General features: G+C 60.8%; 14 protein-coding genes. 7 read left to right on the plus strand and 7 right to left on the minus strand.

Annotated features, from left to right (window positions below):
- Positions 1–17: 17 nt before the first annotated feature.
- The 3 genes from G6N83_RS01430 to G6N83_RS01440 all read right to left on the minus strand — a co-directional run bounded on the left by G6N83_RS01430 (position 18) and on the right by G6N83_RS01440 (position 3,585).
- The gene (locus tag G6N83_RS01430; RefSeq protein ID WP_165138594.1) at positions 18–1,577 is read right to left on the minus strand and encodes an MDR family MFS transporter; all 1,560 of its coding nucleotides are present in this window, start codon (positions 1,575–1,577) and stop codon (positions 18–20) included.
- Positions 1,578–1,699: 122 nt separating this feature from the next.
- Complete coding sequence (locus tag G6N83_RS01435; RefSeq protein ID WP_165138596.1) at positions 1,700–2,386, minus strand: response regulator transcription factor; 687 nt, start codon at positions 2,384–2,386, stop codon at positions 1,700–1,702.
- Positions 2,386–3,585: a sensor histidine kinase gene (locus G6N83_RS01440; protein WP_165138598.1), complete on the minus strand. Its 1,200-nt coding sequence runs from the start codon at positions 3,583–3,585 to the stop codon at positions 2,386–2,388. Before G6N83_RS01440 ends, G6N83_RS01435 begins: the two co-directional genes overlap by 1 nt.
- Before the next feature lie 177 nt (positions 3,586–3,762).
- Here G6N83_RS01440 and G6N83_RS01445 point away from each other — a divergent pair, with 177 nt between their 5' ends.
- From G6N83_RS01445 to G6N83_RS13765, 4 genes are all read left to right on the plus strand, one after another.
- Positions 3,763–4,458: an ABC transporter ATP-binding protein gene (locus G6N83_RS01445; protein ID WP_165138600.1), complete on the plus strand. Its 696-nt coding sequence runs from the start codon at positions 3,763–3,765 to the stop codon at positions 4,456–4,458.
- Positions 4,455–5,765 (plus strand): ABC transporter permease, encoded by a 1,311-nt coding sequence (locus tag G6N83_RS01450; protein WP_165138602.1) that lies wholly within the window; start codon positions 4,455–4,457, stop codon positions 5,763–5,765. Before G6N83_RS01445 ends, G6N83_RS01450 begins: the two co-directional genes overlap by 4 nt.
- A gap of 186 nt (positions 5,766–5,951) precedes the next feature.
- The gene (locus G6N83_RS01455; RefSeq protein WP_206535819.1) at positions 5,952–6,647 is read left to right on the plus strand and encodes an aldehyde dehydrogenase family protein; all 696 of its coding nucleotides are present in this window, start codon (positions 5,952–5,954) and stop codon (positions 6,645–6,647) included.
- A 7-nt stretch (positions 6,648–6,654) separates the two neighbouring features.
- Entirely contained in the window at positions 6,655–6,810 is a 156-nt protein-coding gene (locus G6N83_RS13765; RefSeq protein WP_206535820.1) for an aldehyde dehydrogenase family protein, read from the plus strand.
- Positions 6,811–6,874: 64 nt separating this feature from the next.
- On the opposite strand, the gene G6N83_RS01460 is transcribed toward G6N83_RS13765, so the two are convergent.
- The 3 genes from G6N83_RS01460 to secA2 all read right to left on the minus strand — a co-directional run bounded on the left by G6N83_RS01460 (position 6,875) and on the right by secA2 (position 11,596).
- Positions 6,875–8,587 carry an ABC1 kinase family protein gene (locus tag G6N83_RS01460; RefSeq protein ID WP_241246244.1) on the minus strand — a complete coding sequence of 571 codons (1,713 nt, stop codon included), beginning with the start codon at positions 8,585–8,587 and terminating at the stop codon, positions 6,875–6,877.
- Positions 8,588–8,592: 5 nt separating this feature from the next.
- Complete coding sequence (locus G6N83_RS01465) at positions 8,593–9,138, minus strand: PadR family transcriptional regulator (RefSeq protein WP_165138604.1); 546 nt, start codon at positions 9,136–9,138, stop codon at positions 8,593–8,595.
- Positions 9,139–9,274: 136 nt separating this feature from the next.
- The gene (gene secA2 / locus G6N83_RS01470; protein WP_165138606.1) at positions 9,275–11,596 is read right to left on the minus strand and encodes an accessory Sec system translocase SecA2; all 2,322 of its coding nucleotides are present in this window, start codon (positions 11,594–11,596) and stop codon (positions 9,275–9,277) included.
- A 224-nt stretch (positions 11,597–11,820) separates the two neighbouring features.
- On the opposite strand from secA2, the gene G6N83_RS01475 reads away from it, so the two are divergent.
- From G6N83_RS01475 to G6N83_RS01485, 3 genes are read left to right on the plus strand one after another with little or no spacing between them, the layout of a single operon-like run.
- Positions 11,821–12,981, plus strand: coding sequence for a sugar ABC transporter substrate-binding protein (locus G6N83_RS01475; protein WP_165138608.1), 1,161 nt, complete (start codon positions 11,821–11,823; stop codon positions 12,979–12,981).
- A 5-nt stretch (positions 12,982–12,986) separates the two neighbouring features.
- Positions 12,987–14,531: a sugar ABC transporter ATP-binding protein gene (locus G6N83_RS01480; protein ID WP_165138610.1), complete on the plus strand. Its 1,545-nt coding sequence runs from the start codon at positions 12,987–12,989 to the stop codon at positions 14,529–14,531.
- A complete protein-coding gene (locus G6N83_RS01485; RefSeq protein ID WP_165138612.1) occupies positions 14,528–15,526 on the plus strand; it encodes an ABC transporter permease in 999 nt (332 codons plus the stop codon). Before G6N83_RS01480 ends, G6N83_RS01485 begins: the two co-directional genes overlap by 4 nt.
- Positions 15,527–15,553: 27 nt before the next feature.
- Here G6N83_RS01485 and G6N83_RS01490 read toward each other — a convergent pair whose 3' ends face one another.
- The gene (locus G6N83_RS01490; RefSeq protein ID WP_165138614.1) at positions 15,554–16,498 is read right to left on the minus strand and encodes a LysR family transcriptional regulator; all 945 of its coding nucleotides are present in this window, start codon (positions 16,496–16,498) and stop codon (positions 15,554–15,556) included.
- Positions 16,499–16,608 lie beyond the last annotated feature (110 nt).

Raw genomic sequence — 16,608 nt, forward strand, 5'->3', positions numbered from 1 at the left:
CAACGTCCACGCTGTTTTTACGATTTCGGGACTTCGTCGAGCGTTGCTCGCAGCGGGACTTCTTTCACGAACAACAGGATGACGAATCCGATGACCACCATCGGCACGAGCATGAGGAAGACCGGTGTGAGCGCGTCGTTGTAAGCGCTCACGATGATGTCCCGCACCGCTTCCGGCATAGCGTTCACCGCCGCGGGAGTAAGTGAGTTCGTATCAATCGCGGTGCCGTCACCGGCCGCTGACATCCGATCGGTGATCAGCGTCGACAGCCGGCTACTGAACAGCGCACCCACAACGGCACCACCCACGGAGGCACCGATTTCTCGGAAGAAGTTGTTCGATGCCGTCGCTGTGCCCACATCGCGGTTGGGGAATGAGTTCTGCACGATGAGGATGAGGATCTGCATCCCCAGCCCGATCCCGAGTCCGAACACGAACAGGTATGCGAGCAGCTGCGGGATCGGGGTGTCAATGGTGAGCGTCGACATGAGCGACAGCGCAGTGCCAATGACCGCCATGCTGGCAAGCGGCATCCACTTGTAGCGCCCTGTGCGCGACGCGATCTGGCCCGTTCCGGTAACACTCACGATGAGTCCGACGATCATGGGGATCAGCATGAAGCCAGACACAGTCGCGTTCACTCCCGTGACCATCTGAAGATATGTCGGCAGGTAGGACAGCGCGCCGAACATCGCCACACCGATCACGAGACCGGCCGCGGTTGCGAGCACGAAATTTCGGCTACGGAAGATTTTGAGCGGAATGATCGGCTCGGCTGCTTTGTGCTCCGCAAGCACGAAGGCGGCGGCGGATACGACGGCGAGAGCGATCAACGCGAGAATCTGCGGTGAATTCCACTCGTACTGCGTGCCGCCCCACGACGTGACCAGGATGATCGACGTCACGGCCACAGCCATCGTCAAAATTCCCCAGACGTCGAGCTTCACAGCGACCTTGTGGCGCGGCAGCTTGAGGAAGACAACCGCAAAAACGATTGCAAGAAGCGCAAGCGGAATGTTGATCCAGAACGCCCAGCGCCAACCGATGCTTTCCGTGAACCAGCCGCCTAAGAGCGGACCGGCGATGCTGGACAGACCGAAAACTGCTCCCATGACTCCCATATATTTCGACCGCTCCCGCACCGGTACGACATCAGCGATGATCGCCTGCGAGAGGATCATGAGGCCACCGCCACCGAGCCCCTGGATTGCGCGCCCAATAATGAGCCACGTCATGTCTTGAGCGAGTCCACCGACGACAGACCCCACCAGGAAAAGCGTGAGAGCGGCGATGAAGATATTTTTGCGGCCTAAGAGGTCGCCCATCTTTCCGTAGATCGGCATCATTATCGTCGCCGCGACGAGGTAAGCCGTCGTGACCCATAGCATGTGATCTACACCATTGAGTTCTCCGACAATGGTGGGAAGCGCTGTAGAGAAGATCGTTTGGTCGAGTGATGCCAGGAACATCGCGACGAGGAGCCCCGCGAACATCGTGCCAATTCGGCGTTTATTCACCGAACCGCCGGTACCACTGCCCGCGGACTGTTGATCCGAACCAGAAGTGAGAGAAGTCATAACTCAAATATCGCCGCGTTTGCTCCCGAAAGCGTCCTCCAACCGCGGCATCCGGCTACCGCGGTTGGAGTATTTTCACGTCTCCGGTGACGACTCAGCGTTGACGCGAGAGAATGATTCCGTCACGACTCACCGGGAGCGAGATATCCGGTCTCGTAGGCGAGGATCACCAGTTGAGCACGGTCGTGCGCATCGAGCTTCGTCATAATTCGGTTGACGTGCGTCTTCGCGGTATGCGGAGATATGAAGAACTCGGCAGCGATCTCATCATTTGAGCGTCCGCGTGCGACCAGGAGCAGGACCTCCCGCTCACGTTCGGTGAGCTGCTCGAACTCTTTCGGGACGGTGCGAGTCCCGGCGGCCGCGGAATCCTGCGGATTCACGGGAAGCACGTACCGTGTGATGAGGCTTCGTGTCGCCGCAGGAGAGAGCAGCGACTCCCCCTCATGAATTGCACGAACCGCGCGCACGATATCTTCGGGTTCAGCGCCCTTGCCGATGAATCCGCTCGCTCCAGAGCGCAGAGCATTCACGAGATATTCGTCTTCTTCAAACGTTGTCAAGATCAGTACGCGCGTGTGAGCGAGCGTTGGATCCGAGCAGATCGCCTTCGTTGCGCCGATACCGTCGAGTTCCGGCATCCGGATGTCCATCACCACAACGTCCGGATGCAACCCCGCAGCCAGCGCGACCGCATCGCGTCCGTTCGCGGCCTCGCCAACGACCTCGATCCCTGCTTCGCCGGTGAGGATGTCGGTAACTGCCTGGCGAATCAAGGCCTGGTCATCCACGATAAGCACGGTTGCCATTAGACGTTCTCCTTCGCGAGAGGCAGTGTGGCGGCGATACGGAAGCCTCCGGGCATCGGACCGGCTTCAACGGCACCCCGCACGGCCGACACCCGCTCACGGATGCCGAGGAGCCCATGGCCACCGCCTGCACTCGTCACGCCACGGCCCTGCTGTGAATCAGCCGGTGGGAGTACCGGATTGGTGACGACGATCAAAACCTGATCTTCGCGAACCTCGATGAGTACATGCGCGCGATGCTCAGCACCATGTTTATGAGCGTTGGTGAGACCTTCATGGATCACGCGGTAGGCAACGAGGTCCACAGCCCCCGTCACTTCGCCCGGATCGCCTTCGAGGCGAACTTTGACATCGAGACCGTCGGCGGCGAATTGGGCGACGAGGTCGTCGAGATGTGCGAGACCGAGCTGCGGCGCGGTGACGCCTTCTGAGTCCTCGGCTCGTAAAACCTCGAGAAGATTCCCGATCTCGCCCAGCACCGTTCGCGAAGCGCTTCGGATCGTCCCCAACGCCGCTTTGGCCTTTTCTGGCCGCGTTTCGAGTGCCGACGACGCAACGCCTGCGTTCAGGCTGATGACGGAAATCTGATGCGCGACGGCATCGTGCAGATCGCGGGCGATTTTCAGACGCTCCTCCGCAACTCGGCGCGATGCCTCGGCATCTCTTGTCTGTTCTGCACGCTCCGCACGTTCGGTGATCGCGATGATGTACTCCCGCCGAGAGCGGCCTGCGTCGCCCGCTGCTGCGGCAAATGCAACGAAAATCGCGAACTGAATGATTCGTGGATCGGTTACCGAGCTGATGGCCGCGAGAAGGCTCAGAAAGACGATCGCCAGCACAGTTAATCCAGCAACAACAAACGTCGTCCTTCGCGTGGCGTGGGTGGCGACGCCGAACATCGCGATCGCAGCGGCAAGGACAGTTCCCGGCGAAAGCGTGCCGGTCAACGCAGCAACGCCGTAGCACACGACGACGAGGGCGAGTACGGAGACCGGCCAGCGTCTTCGCAGCGGGAGAAAGAACGCTGGTGCGACGACAACGATGACGGCAAGGGGGTTGCTTGGTCGAAAGTACACTTCGGGGAATGGAATAAACACGGTGGAGACGATGATGACGGCGGCGATGAGATCGCCGGCCCACGCGGGTGGGTGAGGATGCGGGAAACCCGGATCGAGCTCCCCCGCTTTCCACTTGGCCATGGACCCTAGTGTGCCCGCAATTGTGTGCTGCGCGAGTCAGCCTCGCGCAGCACAGCGGATACCGCGCTTGCGGTATGAGGTTCAACCCGACCGGGTGACGCGCATTCCTCTCGCACCAGCGAGCCTTAGTTCGGAAGCCGGAGACGCCGGACCTTCGCCTGCAAGGAGAGCACGCATATGACACCCATCATTTCGGTCCGGGATGTACGGCGATCGTACGGTCGCGGCCAAAACCGTTTCGAGGCGCTCAAGGGCGTAAGTTTCGACATCTTCGAAGGAGAGAGCGTTGCCATCGTCGGCAAGAGCGGCTCCGGTAAATCGACGCTCATGCATGTGCTCGCACTGCTCGACGCCCCCACGACGGGAAACGTGATGCTCGAAGGAGTCGATACCCGCACCCTGAAGGGACGCCGCTTGAACCGCACTCGCAACAAGACTTTCGGTTTCGTCTTTCAGCAATTCTTTCTCACGGCGAACGCATCGGTGCTGGAGAACGTTGTGCTGCCGATGAAGATTGCCGGCATCGGCAGAGGCGAGCGAAAAAGACGCGGAATGGCTGCGCTCGAGCAGTTGGAGCTTGCCGACAAAGCGAAGAACAAGGCGGTGAATCTCTCCGGCGGGCAAAAGCAGCGAACCGTGATCGCGCGGGCACTCGTCAACAACCCCCGTATCATCTTCGCTGACGAGCCGACGGGCAACCTTGATACGAACACCGGAGCTGTGGTCGAAGACATCCTTTTCTCCCTCAATCGGGAAAGTGGGATCACTCTCATCGTCGTAACACACGACGAAGACCTTGCCGCGCGCTGTGACCGAAGAATCGTCATCCGCGACGGTCTTCTGCTCGACGAAACATCGGTGGTGGCAGCATGAAAACGCTCGACTTGATCGGGACCGCTGTCTCGAACACATTCCGCTCCAAGACACGCACCATTTTGACGATCCTCGCGATTTTCGTCGGCGCGTTCACTCTTACGCTCACCAACGGCCTCGGCACGGGGATCAACGCCTATATCGATGACACCGTCTCCGGCGTCGGTGCCTCTGATGTGATGACCGTTACGAAAAACAGCGATACCGATACCAGCATCGGCGCGGCCGATTCCGGCCCAACCGAGTATGACCCCGATGCCATCTCTTCATCGGGATCCGGGGTCCCGGGCGCAACTGTGGTGGCGCTCACCCCCGACGACCTCGACACACTTTCGCAAATAGATGGAGTCGAGGATGTCCAGGCGACGAAGTCGATCTCCGCTGATTACATCGAAGGATCCGACGGCACCAAATATGTCGTCAGCGTCGGAGAACTCGTCGCAGGCCAAACCGTCACGCTTCTCGCCGGGACCGAAGCCGACGACGCGAGCGACGAACTGCAGGTGGTCATTCCGACGTCCTACGTGGACGCGCTCGGATTCGACGATGACGCCGACGCGGTCGGCCAGACAGTATCGATCGGCATCACCGATGCCACCCGCACTCAGCACGTCATCGAAGCGACCGTCTCGGGCGTTGCTGAAGAAAACATCGCGTCGCCGATCGGGGCCTCGATCGTCCCGAACGATGCGTTGACACAAGAGTTATTCGATACTGAGAACATCGGGGTGCCCGCCGATCAAACGGAGCGCTACGCGCAAGCGAGCGTCACATTCAGCGCGGATGCCACTGATGAGCAAATCAGCGATCTGAAAGCATCCTTGACAGACGCTGGCTATACCGGCACGACGGTTGCCGACCAGCTCGGAACGATCAAGACCGTAATCGATGGCATCGTGCTGGTACTCAATGCCTTCGCTGTCATCGCTTTGCTTGCGGCTAGCTTCGGCATTGTCAACACTCTGCTGATGTCGGTTCAGGAGCGAACCCGTGAAATCGGCCTCATGAAAGCGATGGGAATGGGTAGCGGCAAGGTCTTCGGACTCTTCAGCTTGGAAGCTGCTTTTATCGGGTTCTTGGGGAGCGCAATCGGTGCCGGCATCGCGATCGTCGCCGGAACCGGGATAAGCGCGGCGCTCTCGACCTCGCTTCTGGCCGATCTGCCGGGCCTCACACTCATCGCGTTCAACCCGGTATCGATCGCAACCATCATCCTCGTTGTCATGCTGATTGCGTTCCTCGCCGGGACCCTCCCCGCCGCCCGCGCGGCGAAGGCCGATCCGGTGGAGTCACTGCGATACGAGTGACCACGCCGCCTCGCGGTATTGAGCGGGATTGCTGTGAGTTGGACATGCGCATCACGAGACGCGCCCAATCGGACGTAGGTTGAGGGTGTTGCTCCAGACTTCGGCAGCGATTCCCCATCGCGCCTCTGAAGCAAAAGGGGAATCCCGAATTCGATGCAGCGTCGCTGCAGAAGTTGGTTTCCTCTCATGGCTTACCAAACGATCAATCCATATACGAACGAACTCGTCGCAGATTTTCCGGATGCGTCGAAGCCCGAAGTGGATGCGGCGATCACCGCAGCCCACGAAGCGTTTCTCTCCTGGCGCACGACGCCGTTCTCGACACGCACCGCCGTACTCGCGAAAGCGGCCGAGCTACTACGTGCAGAAAAGCGCCGTTACGCCGAGCTGTTGACCCTCGAAATGGGAAAGGTGATCGGTGAAGCCGAAGCAGAAGTGGAGCTGTCGGCCGACATCCTCCAGTACTACGCCGATCGCGGTCAGACGCTACTCGAAACCGAAAAGGTGCCGGTGGCGCTGGCCTCCGAGGGTGAAGTCGAGATCGTCAGCGAACCGCTCGGGGTGCTCCTCTCGGTGGAACCGTGGAACTTTCCTTACTATCAGGTGGTACGCGTAGCCGCCCCGCAACTCCTGGCCGGAAACACACTCCTGCTGAAGCACGCGAGCAACGTCCCGCAGGCGGCGGCTGTCTTCGACGACCCGTTTGCTCGCGCTGGGCTTTTGTCCGGAGCTTTCATGAATCTCTATCTGCCCCACGATCTAACAGAACACGTCATCAGCGATCCGCGTGTGCGTGGTGTGGCGCTGACGGGCGGCGAGCAGGCCGGAGTACTGATTGCGGGCCACGCCGCGAAGGCAGGCAAGAAGAGCACGCGAGATTGAAACCGGAATGGTCTATGTCAATCACCCCACCATGGTGAAGGCGGATATTCCCTTCGGAGGCGTAAAGCACTCGGGGTACGGTCACGAGCTCACGAACCTCGGCATCCAAGAGTTCATCAACAAGAAGGTCATCGATGTCGTAGATATCAACGCCGCCTTCTGATGCTGACCCCTCCCGCGAGTGGACCGTTCTGGGAGTCACCCGGCCCGGTCACCGCGGGATGCGGTCAGCGGACGCGACGGCCGGAGAACAGCGTGTGCAGCAACGGCAGAGCGGATGCCACGATCAGCACGGTTCCGAAGACCACATCATCCGCCCGGAGTACGGCGCCGGCCACAAGCAGCCCTGCGAACAGCACTGCCGAGATCGCGCGACGCACAACCCGTTCCAGCCGGGCGATGCGCTTGTCGAGACGCGAACTACTGACGTCGACGGTGCCCTCGTCAAAGCGGGTAACGAGGCTATCGATGCGCTTGGGAAGGCGCCAAGCCACGGCGATGTTCTCACCCGCCTGCTTGGCGAGATCCTGCACCACGTTGCCGCGCTCATCCCGCAAAAGCTGCGAAGCGTAAGGCTCGACAGAGTCCCAGAGGTTGAATGTCGGCTCGAGCGCACTACACACTCCCGACACGAGTGACATCGCGCGAATGACGAGCAGGAAGTTTTCGGGCAACTGGATCGGCAACGAACGGATGACGTCACCAAACTGCACGCCGAACTCACGAAATTCACGTGGGTCGACTTCGCGCAATTCCGCGAAACCCATGCCGCCGAAACGCGCGAAAAGGTCGGTCATCGCCCGCTCGAGGTCGCGAGTGTCAGACGACGGCAGCAGCACGCCCAAATCGCGGGCCGCATTCACGAGGCCCTTGCCGTCACGCGATGCCGCAGCGATCAGCATCTTGCGGAGGCCACCGCGCGTGGTCGCTGAAACCTCGCCCATCATGCCGAAGTCGATGAAGGTGAGTTTCCACCCGAGTTCGCTCGAGCCGTCGGTCACCGGCGTCACAAAAATGTTGCCCGGGTGGGGGTCGGCGTGGAAGAACCCGTTCGTGAACAGCTGGTCGAACATCACCGATGCGAACACGGGTGCAACATCGGCGGGGTTGATGCCGGATGCGGTGAGCGCTGCGGCATCCGTGATCTTGATTGCTGTCACGTCTTCGAGAGTGAGTACGCGACGCGTGCTGCGCTCCCATACAACCGCCGGGACGCTCACGCGATCGTCGTCAGCGAAGTCTGCAGCGAAGCGTTCCGAATTGGATGCCTCGTGCAAATAGTCGATTTCTTCAAGACTTGTCTGCGCAAACTCTTCCACGAGCGCGGGCGCGTCGACACGCGAAGAAACCAGGCGCACGTGACTCAACCATCCGCCGACCTTGCGGAGAGCGTCGAGGTCGACCTCGACGATCTCATCGATGCCCGGCCGTTGCACCTTGATGATGACTCCGTCGAGCCCGGTGTCTGCCGCTCCGGTTGGCGAAAGTCGCGCACGATGCGCTTGCCCGAGGGATGCCGCGGCCACCGGTGTCTCGTCTACCCACTCGAACGCACGGTCAAGTGGCACGCCGAGCTCCGCTTCGGCGAGAGCGCGAATTGCGCCGAACGGCACCGCGGGCACTTCGTCTTGCAGGCCCTCAAGCTCTTTCGTGATCTCGGGTGGAAGCACATCGAGGCGCGACGACATGAATTGGCCGACCTTGATCATGAGCCCACCGAGATCTACAGCGAGCACGTGAAAGCGCCGAGCGAAGCGGATCATCCGCTTCGCTCGGGTTCGCTCGGCAATCTTGGCAAGCCCAATGCGTGGCAGGACTAACTCGTACCACCACGTGATAGCGAGGTTCCAGCCGGCGAAACGAAGTATGCGCCGGTAACGCGCACGGGTATCTCCTGCGGCCGACGCCACGTCTACGCGGCGCCGGCGAGCGGGCGGCACTCGCGTCAGTCCTGCGCGAGGATCGCGTAGAGCTTACGGCGCGCCTCGTCGAGGAGCACGACAGCTTCTTGCACCTGCTCGGGTGTTCCGGTGCGTCCCACCTGGGCTGCAGCCTGAGCAAGCTCAACGCCTGCCTTCGGCAGCGCAGTGAAACGGCCGTTGTCTGAGGACTCTTCTGAGTCCCACGGCGTCGACGGTTCCGACTCGGCGACTTCTTCGCGACCGGCTTCGGTGAGCGCGTAGGTCTTTCGACCATTCGACTCTTCCGCGCTGATCAGACCCTCATCAGCAAGCAACTGCAACGTGGGGTAAACCGAGCCGGGGCTTGGCTTCCAGCTGCCGCCGCTGCGTTCTTCGATTTCGTGGATGATCTGGTAGCCGTGCATCGGCTGCTCAGCGAGTAACGAGAGTACGGCTGCACGCACATCGCCGCGCCCCATGCGAGTACCCACGCGCTTTTCAAAACGCGAGCGCAACTGCTCCATTGCCTGCCACATGCTTTCGGCGGGGTTGCCGGAACCGAATCCACCGGTCGGGAATGAACTGCCCATGATGACCTCCTGTAGAAAAACGAACGATACTCAACGATATATCGCTAAGTACCTGAGCGATAGGAAAAATCCCTAAAAACCGCTATTCTCCGGAGACTCATAAGAAGCAACCTCGCGGCCTGGCGCGCACCCGGCCCTACTCGATCTTCAACACTCGCGTTCGCAGCCATTTGCCCGCTTGGCGCCCCGCGCGATCCATCGGGCTACCCAGCGGGTTGGCGCTCATCATGTACGTCCACGTGGCGGAGGGTCGACGCAGCTCGAGCGCATCGAAGCCCTGCAACAGCTGGTCTGTCGTGACTTTTTCGAGGATGCCCACCGCGTTTTCGTAGGCTGCGTCAAAGAATCCCTGAAACTCTTCGAGGGCTATGCGGTGAAACTCTTCCCGCGGGTGGACCCCCGCGAGAGCTTGCAAGTGGATGCCGTCGCGCACTTCACCCATGTGCGCAAGATGCTCGCACCACTGCTCATCGAGGCACCAGAGCGCGACGTCGCGAGCGAGATTTGCGACGAGCCGCGCAGAAGACGCGTCCTCGAGGCTCGCAAGCTTCGCGGGCATACGAGTCTCCAGTGCGATGGAGCTGAGATCACCACTCAGAATCTCGCCGCGAAGCGCAAGAACCTTCTTTCGTTGGCGCGAAAGTGCGCGGCTGAAATCCCATGTATCGCGGTGTTGGTCACGACGGATTCCTTCAGCAATGCGCTGCGATCGATCCACAATGTCGGCGAGGGTGCGCTGATCTAGTCGCGCGCCACTGCGACGAACTTTTTCGAGAAGGTGCGCGGGCGCGTTGGCCTGCACGACCTCGTCGTTGGTGCTCACAAAGACCAGAGTGCTGCCCGCGTCACCCTGTCTCCCCGAGCGTCCTCGCAGCTGCGCGTCTAGTCGCTCCGAAGGACCCCGCCCCACCAGCAGAACGGCAAGGCCGCCAACCGCCGCAACCCGCTCGTGATCTTGCTCTTCAGCGCCGCCGAGGCGAATATCGGTTCCTCGGCCCGAAAGCTGGGTTGAGATCGTGACAGCGCCGAACTCACCGGCGCGAACAATGACGGATGCCTCGTGCGCATCGTTTCGAGCGTTGAGTACGACGGCGTCGATACCCACCTTCGCGAGTGCGCGACCAAATTGTTCCGACTCAGCGACACTCTGTGTGCCGACCAAAATGGGCTGCCCGGCGCTGTGCCGCCGCGTGATCTCTTGCACAACGGCATCCATCCGCGCCCCGTCATCGGTGAACACCAGCTGGGGATCGTCCACTCGAAGCTGGGGAAGCCGACGCTCGATTCGCCCCGACTTCACGGAATAGAACTCGGTCAGATCCTCGGCAACGGCAACGACAGTGCCACTCATGCCGACAAGAGTCGTGTATTCGGCAAGCAGACCCTGCACAGTGATTGTGTCGAGCACGACACCGGGAGACGAAACAGCGAGTTGCTCTTTGGCTTCGATTGCCGCGTGGAGGCCGTCAGGCCAACGTTGCTGCTGAGCAACGCGTCCGCGAGCTGTGTTGATCAGCTTGATTTCATCGTCCACCACGAGGTAGTCGACGTCGCGTTCGATGAGCGCGTGAGCGTGCAGCGCAAGATTTATGCGCGTAAACGCTTCGGTGTGCGCAGTTTCGTAGAGATTTACGCCACCGAGCCGCTGCTCGATGAGGTCAACTCCTTCGTCCGTGAGCGAGACCGTCGCTCGGTCATCATCGATGGCGTAGTGCGCACCGGCAACGAGGTCTCGTACGAGCGAATCAGCCAGGGTGAAATCTGCTGGCTCTTCTCGTGAAGAGCCAGCAAGAACGAGTGGTGACATCGCTTCGTCGATCATCACTGCATCTGCTTCATCGACAATCGCAACGTCTTGCATAGGTCGAACCATGTCGGCGTCTGCGGTAGCGAAGCGATCGCGAAGAGTGTCGTAACCAATCTCACTCACGGGCGCGTAGACAACATCGTGCTGGTAATTCGCGCGTCGCGTGGCTGGTGTGGTCTGCTGCCCGATCCACCCGAAGGTGAGCTCGAGCATCCCAAACAGCGGACCCATCCATTCCGCGTCGCGCCGTGCCAGGTAGTCATTCACCGAAAGGACGTGAACCTTGCGCCCGGCAGCAGCGAACCCAGCGGCGGCCATCGCACCGACGAGAGTCTTTCCCTCCCCCGTGTCGAGCTCGACGACGTTGCCACTCAGCAAAGCAGCACACGCAAGAAGTTGCGGATCAAATGGCCGCTGACCGATCGCGCGCTCCGCCGCAGTTGCGAGGATTGCTAAAAGCTGTGGTGCTGCCGTGAACCCGTCTGATCCAGCGTCCTCAAGGGCTGTTCGCCGCGCGGCGAGCGCAAGTGCTCTGTCGTCAAGATTCTCGGCCCACTCGCGCCGGGCTTTTGATTCATCTACCGTGCGTTGCAGGTGAGTGAACGAGGCAGACCCCGGAGCCTTCACTGCTCGTGCCAACCATCGCTTCATAGTGCCCATCAAAACACGAGCAGCTATGCGTGGCTCACGACATCACGAGCGTCGACTACAGCGATTTGTCTTTCGGATGGTGGAGATGACTTTCTCGCCACCAATGTCACTCACCATCGCCGTTCTGTATGTCGGGTATTGATCGAAACTATTTCCTTTCGTTGATGGCTCCGCCATACATTTGCACCGGTCTGGTCAGCAGACGACGAATCAAAGGAGATTCCGTGAAACAACACATCCGCAGAACGCGACCTGTCGCCGGCGCGCTTCTCGCACTGACGATTGCCATCATGGCCACCGCATGTTCCACGGGTAGCGTCGGCGGTGACAGCGATACACCCTCGGCTTCAGCCCCCGCAGCAGGAGATTCCGCAGCTGCTTTGCAGGCGGCCTATGACGGCGTTGTGGGCGCTCCGCCCACCGAGCCGGTGGAAGTGACACCAGATATCACCGCGTGGGTAGTTTCGTGTGGCGAGCAGGCGAGTACGTGCTCGGCCCCCGCGGCCGGTGCCGTAGATGCATCCGAACAAATCGGCTGGGACGCGAGCATCTGCGATGGCCAGCTCAACCCCACCGGTTGGGGAGACTGCATTCGCCAGGGAATCGCAGCTGGGGCTGATGTCATCATCACAATCGGCCAAGACTGCGGTGCGATCAACGGCGCCCTGCAAGAGGCAGCGACGGCCGGTATCACCACGGTCAACGTTGGCGGGGTTGACTGCAGCCCATCGCTGTACACGGTAAACGTCACAATGCTCGACGGTTTCTCATATGAGGCCTACTGGTCGAAGGTTGGCGAGTTGCAGGCAGATTGGCTGATCGGCAAGACCGACGGCGCAGTGAAGCTACTCGAGGTTGAGTTCAACGACACGCAGTGGGGCCCGATCATTACCGCGGCGCTCGAGTCGCGTCTTGCAGAATGCGACGACTGCAGCGTCGTAGGCACGCTGCAGCTTTCCAACGCTGACGTCAGCACCGGAGCGCTGTCGCAAAAGTTCTCAACCGCGCTCCTCAAGTATCCCGAGGCCAACGCTGTCGCAATCCCGATTGACGGCTGGTTCCTTGCTGGACTTGGTCAAGCAATCACAGCATCCGACCGTAGCGAATCGCTTTACGTCGTGGGTAATTTTGGTTCCATTCCCAACTGGGAAGTCATCCGCTCTGATGGAGGTCAGGATGCCACGGTCGCAAGTTCTGCAGAATGGAACGGCTGGGCCGGTGTAGACGCCGCGCTGCGAAGCCTTGCTGGGCAAGACGTTTTGCCCGCCGGCATCGGCCTGCAGGTCGTTGATGCTGACATGAACCTGCCCGCGCAGGGGCAGCCGTTCGTCTACACCCCCGCAATCGACTACCAGGCTGACTACCTGTCAGTTTGGACGCGTTAGATCTGATGGTCGCCGAACAGCGTGTGACAGCGAGTGGCGAGATCGGGCTCAGGGCTCGAGGAGTTTCTAAGACCTTTGGAAACTTTCGCGCTCTCGTTGGTGCGGAGCTCATCGTGCGGCGCGGCACCGTACACGCGCTGCTCGGTGGGAACGGCTCGGGAAAATCGACGCTGATCAAGTGCCTTGCCGGTGTGTACAGCGCCGATGACGGCACGCTTGAGATCGGCGGAGACGTCGTGCGGTTACCAGAGGTAAATCCGGCAACCGCACGACGTCTCGGGTTTAAATTCGTGCACCAGGATTTGGGGCTCTTCCCCCAGTTGAGCATCGCTGAGAACATCGGGCTCAGTCGGGGCTACCCCACCAAATGGGGTACCGTTCGCGAGCGCAATCTTCGTAGCGGCGTCCAGACGCTTCTCGAGAAATTCGAGATTGAGGCTGATGCACGCACCCTCGTCGCCGAGCTACGACCAGCTCAGCGGGCGATGGTCGCAATTGCTCGCGCGCTCGATGATGCCGACTCGGCCGATTCGATTCTGCTGCTCGACGAACCCACAGCCGCCCTTGGCGAGCACGACGCGGGCGAGCTCGTGCGGGCAATTCGCAAACGCGCCGATGGCGGGCAGACGGTCGTGCTCGTGAGTCATCGGTTCAGCGAAATAGCAGCCGTTGCTGACGACGTCACGGTTTTTCGCGACGGTCGGTGTGTCGGCAGCGGACCGTTCGCTGAGATGCCGCTCCCGACGGTTGTCAGCCTCATGACGGGAGGTGAGGGTCGAGAGATGCCGCGCTCATTCGTTACACATCAAAGAGGAGCCATCCGGCTGAAGGTCGACTCCCTCACGACAGGAGCAAGCCACGCGGTGTCGTTCGAGGCGAGCAGAGGAGAAATTCTTGGCTTCACCGGGCTCGATGGTGCCGGCCATGCGGACATTGTCCGTGCTCTCTTCGGCGCAGCTGTCGTGCGCAGCGGCGAGATGACCCTCGACGGAACCCCTTACACTCCGAGTTCACCGCGTGAGGCAATGGATACTGGCAGCGCCTTCGTTCCGCAGGATCGGCACGCAGAAGCTTCATTCGCAGACATGTCGGTGACGCAGAACATCACCGCGACCGTGCTCGATCGAGTGTGGAACGGATTTGGCCTCTCGCCCCGACGGGAGCGACACATCGCCGACACCGCGATCGCTCGCTACGACGTGCGGGTGGCCAGCTCCGACATCGCCCTTGGGCTGCTGTCCGGGGGCAACCAACAAAAGGTGATCGTCGCGCGGTGGCTGCAACGAGACCCGAAGCTAATCCTCCTGCTTGAACCCACGCAGGGGGTAGACGTCGTGTCGCGCCGGGACGTCTACGAAAAGATCGTTGCGGCAGCCGAAGCTGGAGCGACGGTGCTCGTCGCTTCGTCCGATCTGGACGAGCTTTTGACGCTTACCCACCGCGTCGGCGTATTTCGTGCCGGCGGCATGGCGGCAATGTTCGACACCGCTTCAACGACACGTGACGAGATCGCGAACGCGATGATGGCAGAGGAGCCAGTGTCCGCATGACTTCCCCACAAACGCGCACGATTCGGGTGACGCGAAGCAGCTTCTCTTCGGTCGGCGAGCAATACGGGCTGCCAGTACTGCTGGTCGTCATCATTTTGTTCTTCTCGCTACTTCCGGCGAGTTCTTCCACGTTCTTTTCGTCCGCCAACCTGTCGGTCGTACTCGCGAACCAATCGGTCGTCATGCTGTGTGCACTGGCTGTCATGATTCCCCTGATCACTGGAAACTTCGACTTTTCGGTCGGCGCAAACGCGGTGGTAGCCACTATGGTCTGCGCCGGTGCGCAGGCGCACCTGCAGCTTCCCGTGCCCGTCGCAATCCTTATGGCGGTGTCTGCGGGTGCCCTTATCGGTCTCCTCAACGGGTGGCTCGTGGCGATTGTCGGGCTCGACGCGTTCATCACCACACTTGGTGTCGCAACGGCACTCGCGGGACTCGTGCAGTGGTACTCCGGAGGGCTAGCGATCTACGGAATTGATCCTTCGATGATCGCCTTCGGATCCCAGACGCTGCTGGGCCTTCCCATGGTGCTTTACGTCGTCATCGTCGTGTTCGTAGTGATCTGGTATGTGCTCACCTGGACCCCATTCGGTCGGCGCCTCTATGCGGTCGGCTCCAACCGCCGCGCCGCAGACTTGGTAGGAATCGATGCGTCGCGCCTCACGTTCGTCGGCTTCGTCCTGGCCGGTGCGCTTGCTGGTATCGCTGGCGTATTGCTCAGCGCGCGAACCGGCGGTGCAAATCCCAGCGCCGGCACCGAGTTACTCTTTCCCGCGTTGGCTGCAGTCTTCCTTGGAGCAACAGCAATTCGACCGGGGCGCTTCAACGCTGTCGGAACGATCATCGGGGTGCTATTCGTGGCTGTCAGCGTGAGTGGCTTGACGCTCGCCGGTGCTCAGTCTTGGGTCGACTCGGTCTTCAACGGTGTTGCCCTCGTCATCGCGGTCTTCGTCTCGACGGCGCTCCGCCGACGGCGTGAAGGTCGCGGGCGTTAGGGCAGTCACCCGCTGTAACGCGTCCTCTCACGGAGTGTGGGCATGCACTTGCTGCTCGACGATCCGACCCGCATCAGCAAAGAGGTCACGCATCCAGGCATGCTCCGGGTCGCGTGAATGCACCGGGTGCCACCACAACGCGTTGACGATGGATGTCGCAGCAAACGGTAGTCGTAAGACACGTGTGCCTCCGAGCTGCCGCACAAACGGTACGAGGGCTCCCTGGATGAGTCCGATCCGGTTGGTGCCCTGCACGAAATGCGGCAAGCTCAGAAAGCTCTCCACGACGACATCCACTCGTGGCTCGACGCCCATCTGCTGAATCTGACGACTCACCGAGGTGAACGCGTTCCGCGAGGCGTAGGTCATCACGAAGGGCAGCGCCGCAAGGTTCTGCATCGTCAGGTCATCACCCACTGTGGGGTTGTCGTCTGACACGATTCCGAACCAGTCATCACGCCACACATCGAGATACGGAAGGTCACTCAAGAAGCCGTGCGGAATGAGCATGGCGTCAGCCGAGCGAAGGCGGGTTGCGGCATCCTCAACCACCGGCGGGGTGTGCAACATGAATCGAAACCGAACACCACTACCCCGCTCAGCGGCGAGTCGCGAAACCACCGTGCCGATCGTTGCAAATCCATAGTCAGATCCGTAGATCGAGAACTCTCGGTTCGAGTGGGTCGGAGCCCACGCCGCCTGGCTGTCGAAAACTCGACGCGCGGCCTCAAGCGCGGTAGAAACGTGGTCCATCAAACGCACAGCAAAGGGCGTGAGTTCCAGGGCGTTACCGCGTCGCACGAGGATCGGGTCGTTGAAGTGGGTGCGAAGCCGCGACAGCGAAGCACTGAGGGCAGGCTGCGTCAGGTGCAGGCGCTCGGCGGCGCGTGTCACGCTGCGCTCGGTGAGTAAAGCGTCGAGTGCGACGAGCAAATTGAGGTCGAGACGGTTGAGCTGCGAGGTATCTCTCACGGGTGCGCTCCCTTGCGCGGATGCAGGCGCCCGCATTGGCGCCCATCAAAGGGAATGATACTCAACATTGCCAGAATCGACTTCCCTTATTCCGAAGCCGATCCCACCAT

This window comes from Microbacterium endophyticum (assembly GCF_011047135.1).
GTDB classification, from domain to species: Bacteria; Actinomycetota; Actinomycetes; order Actinomycetales; family Microbacteriaceae; genus Microbacterium; species Microbacterium endophyticum.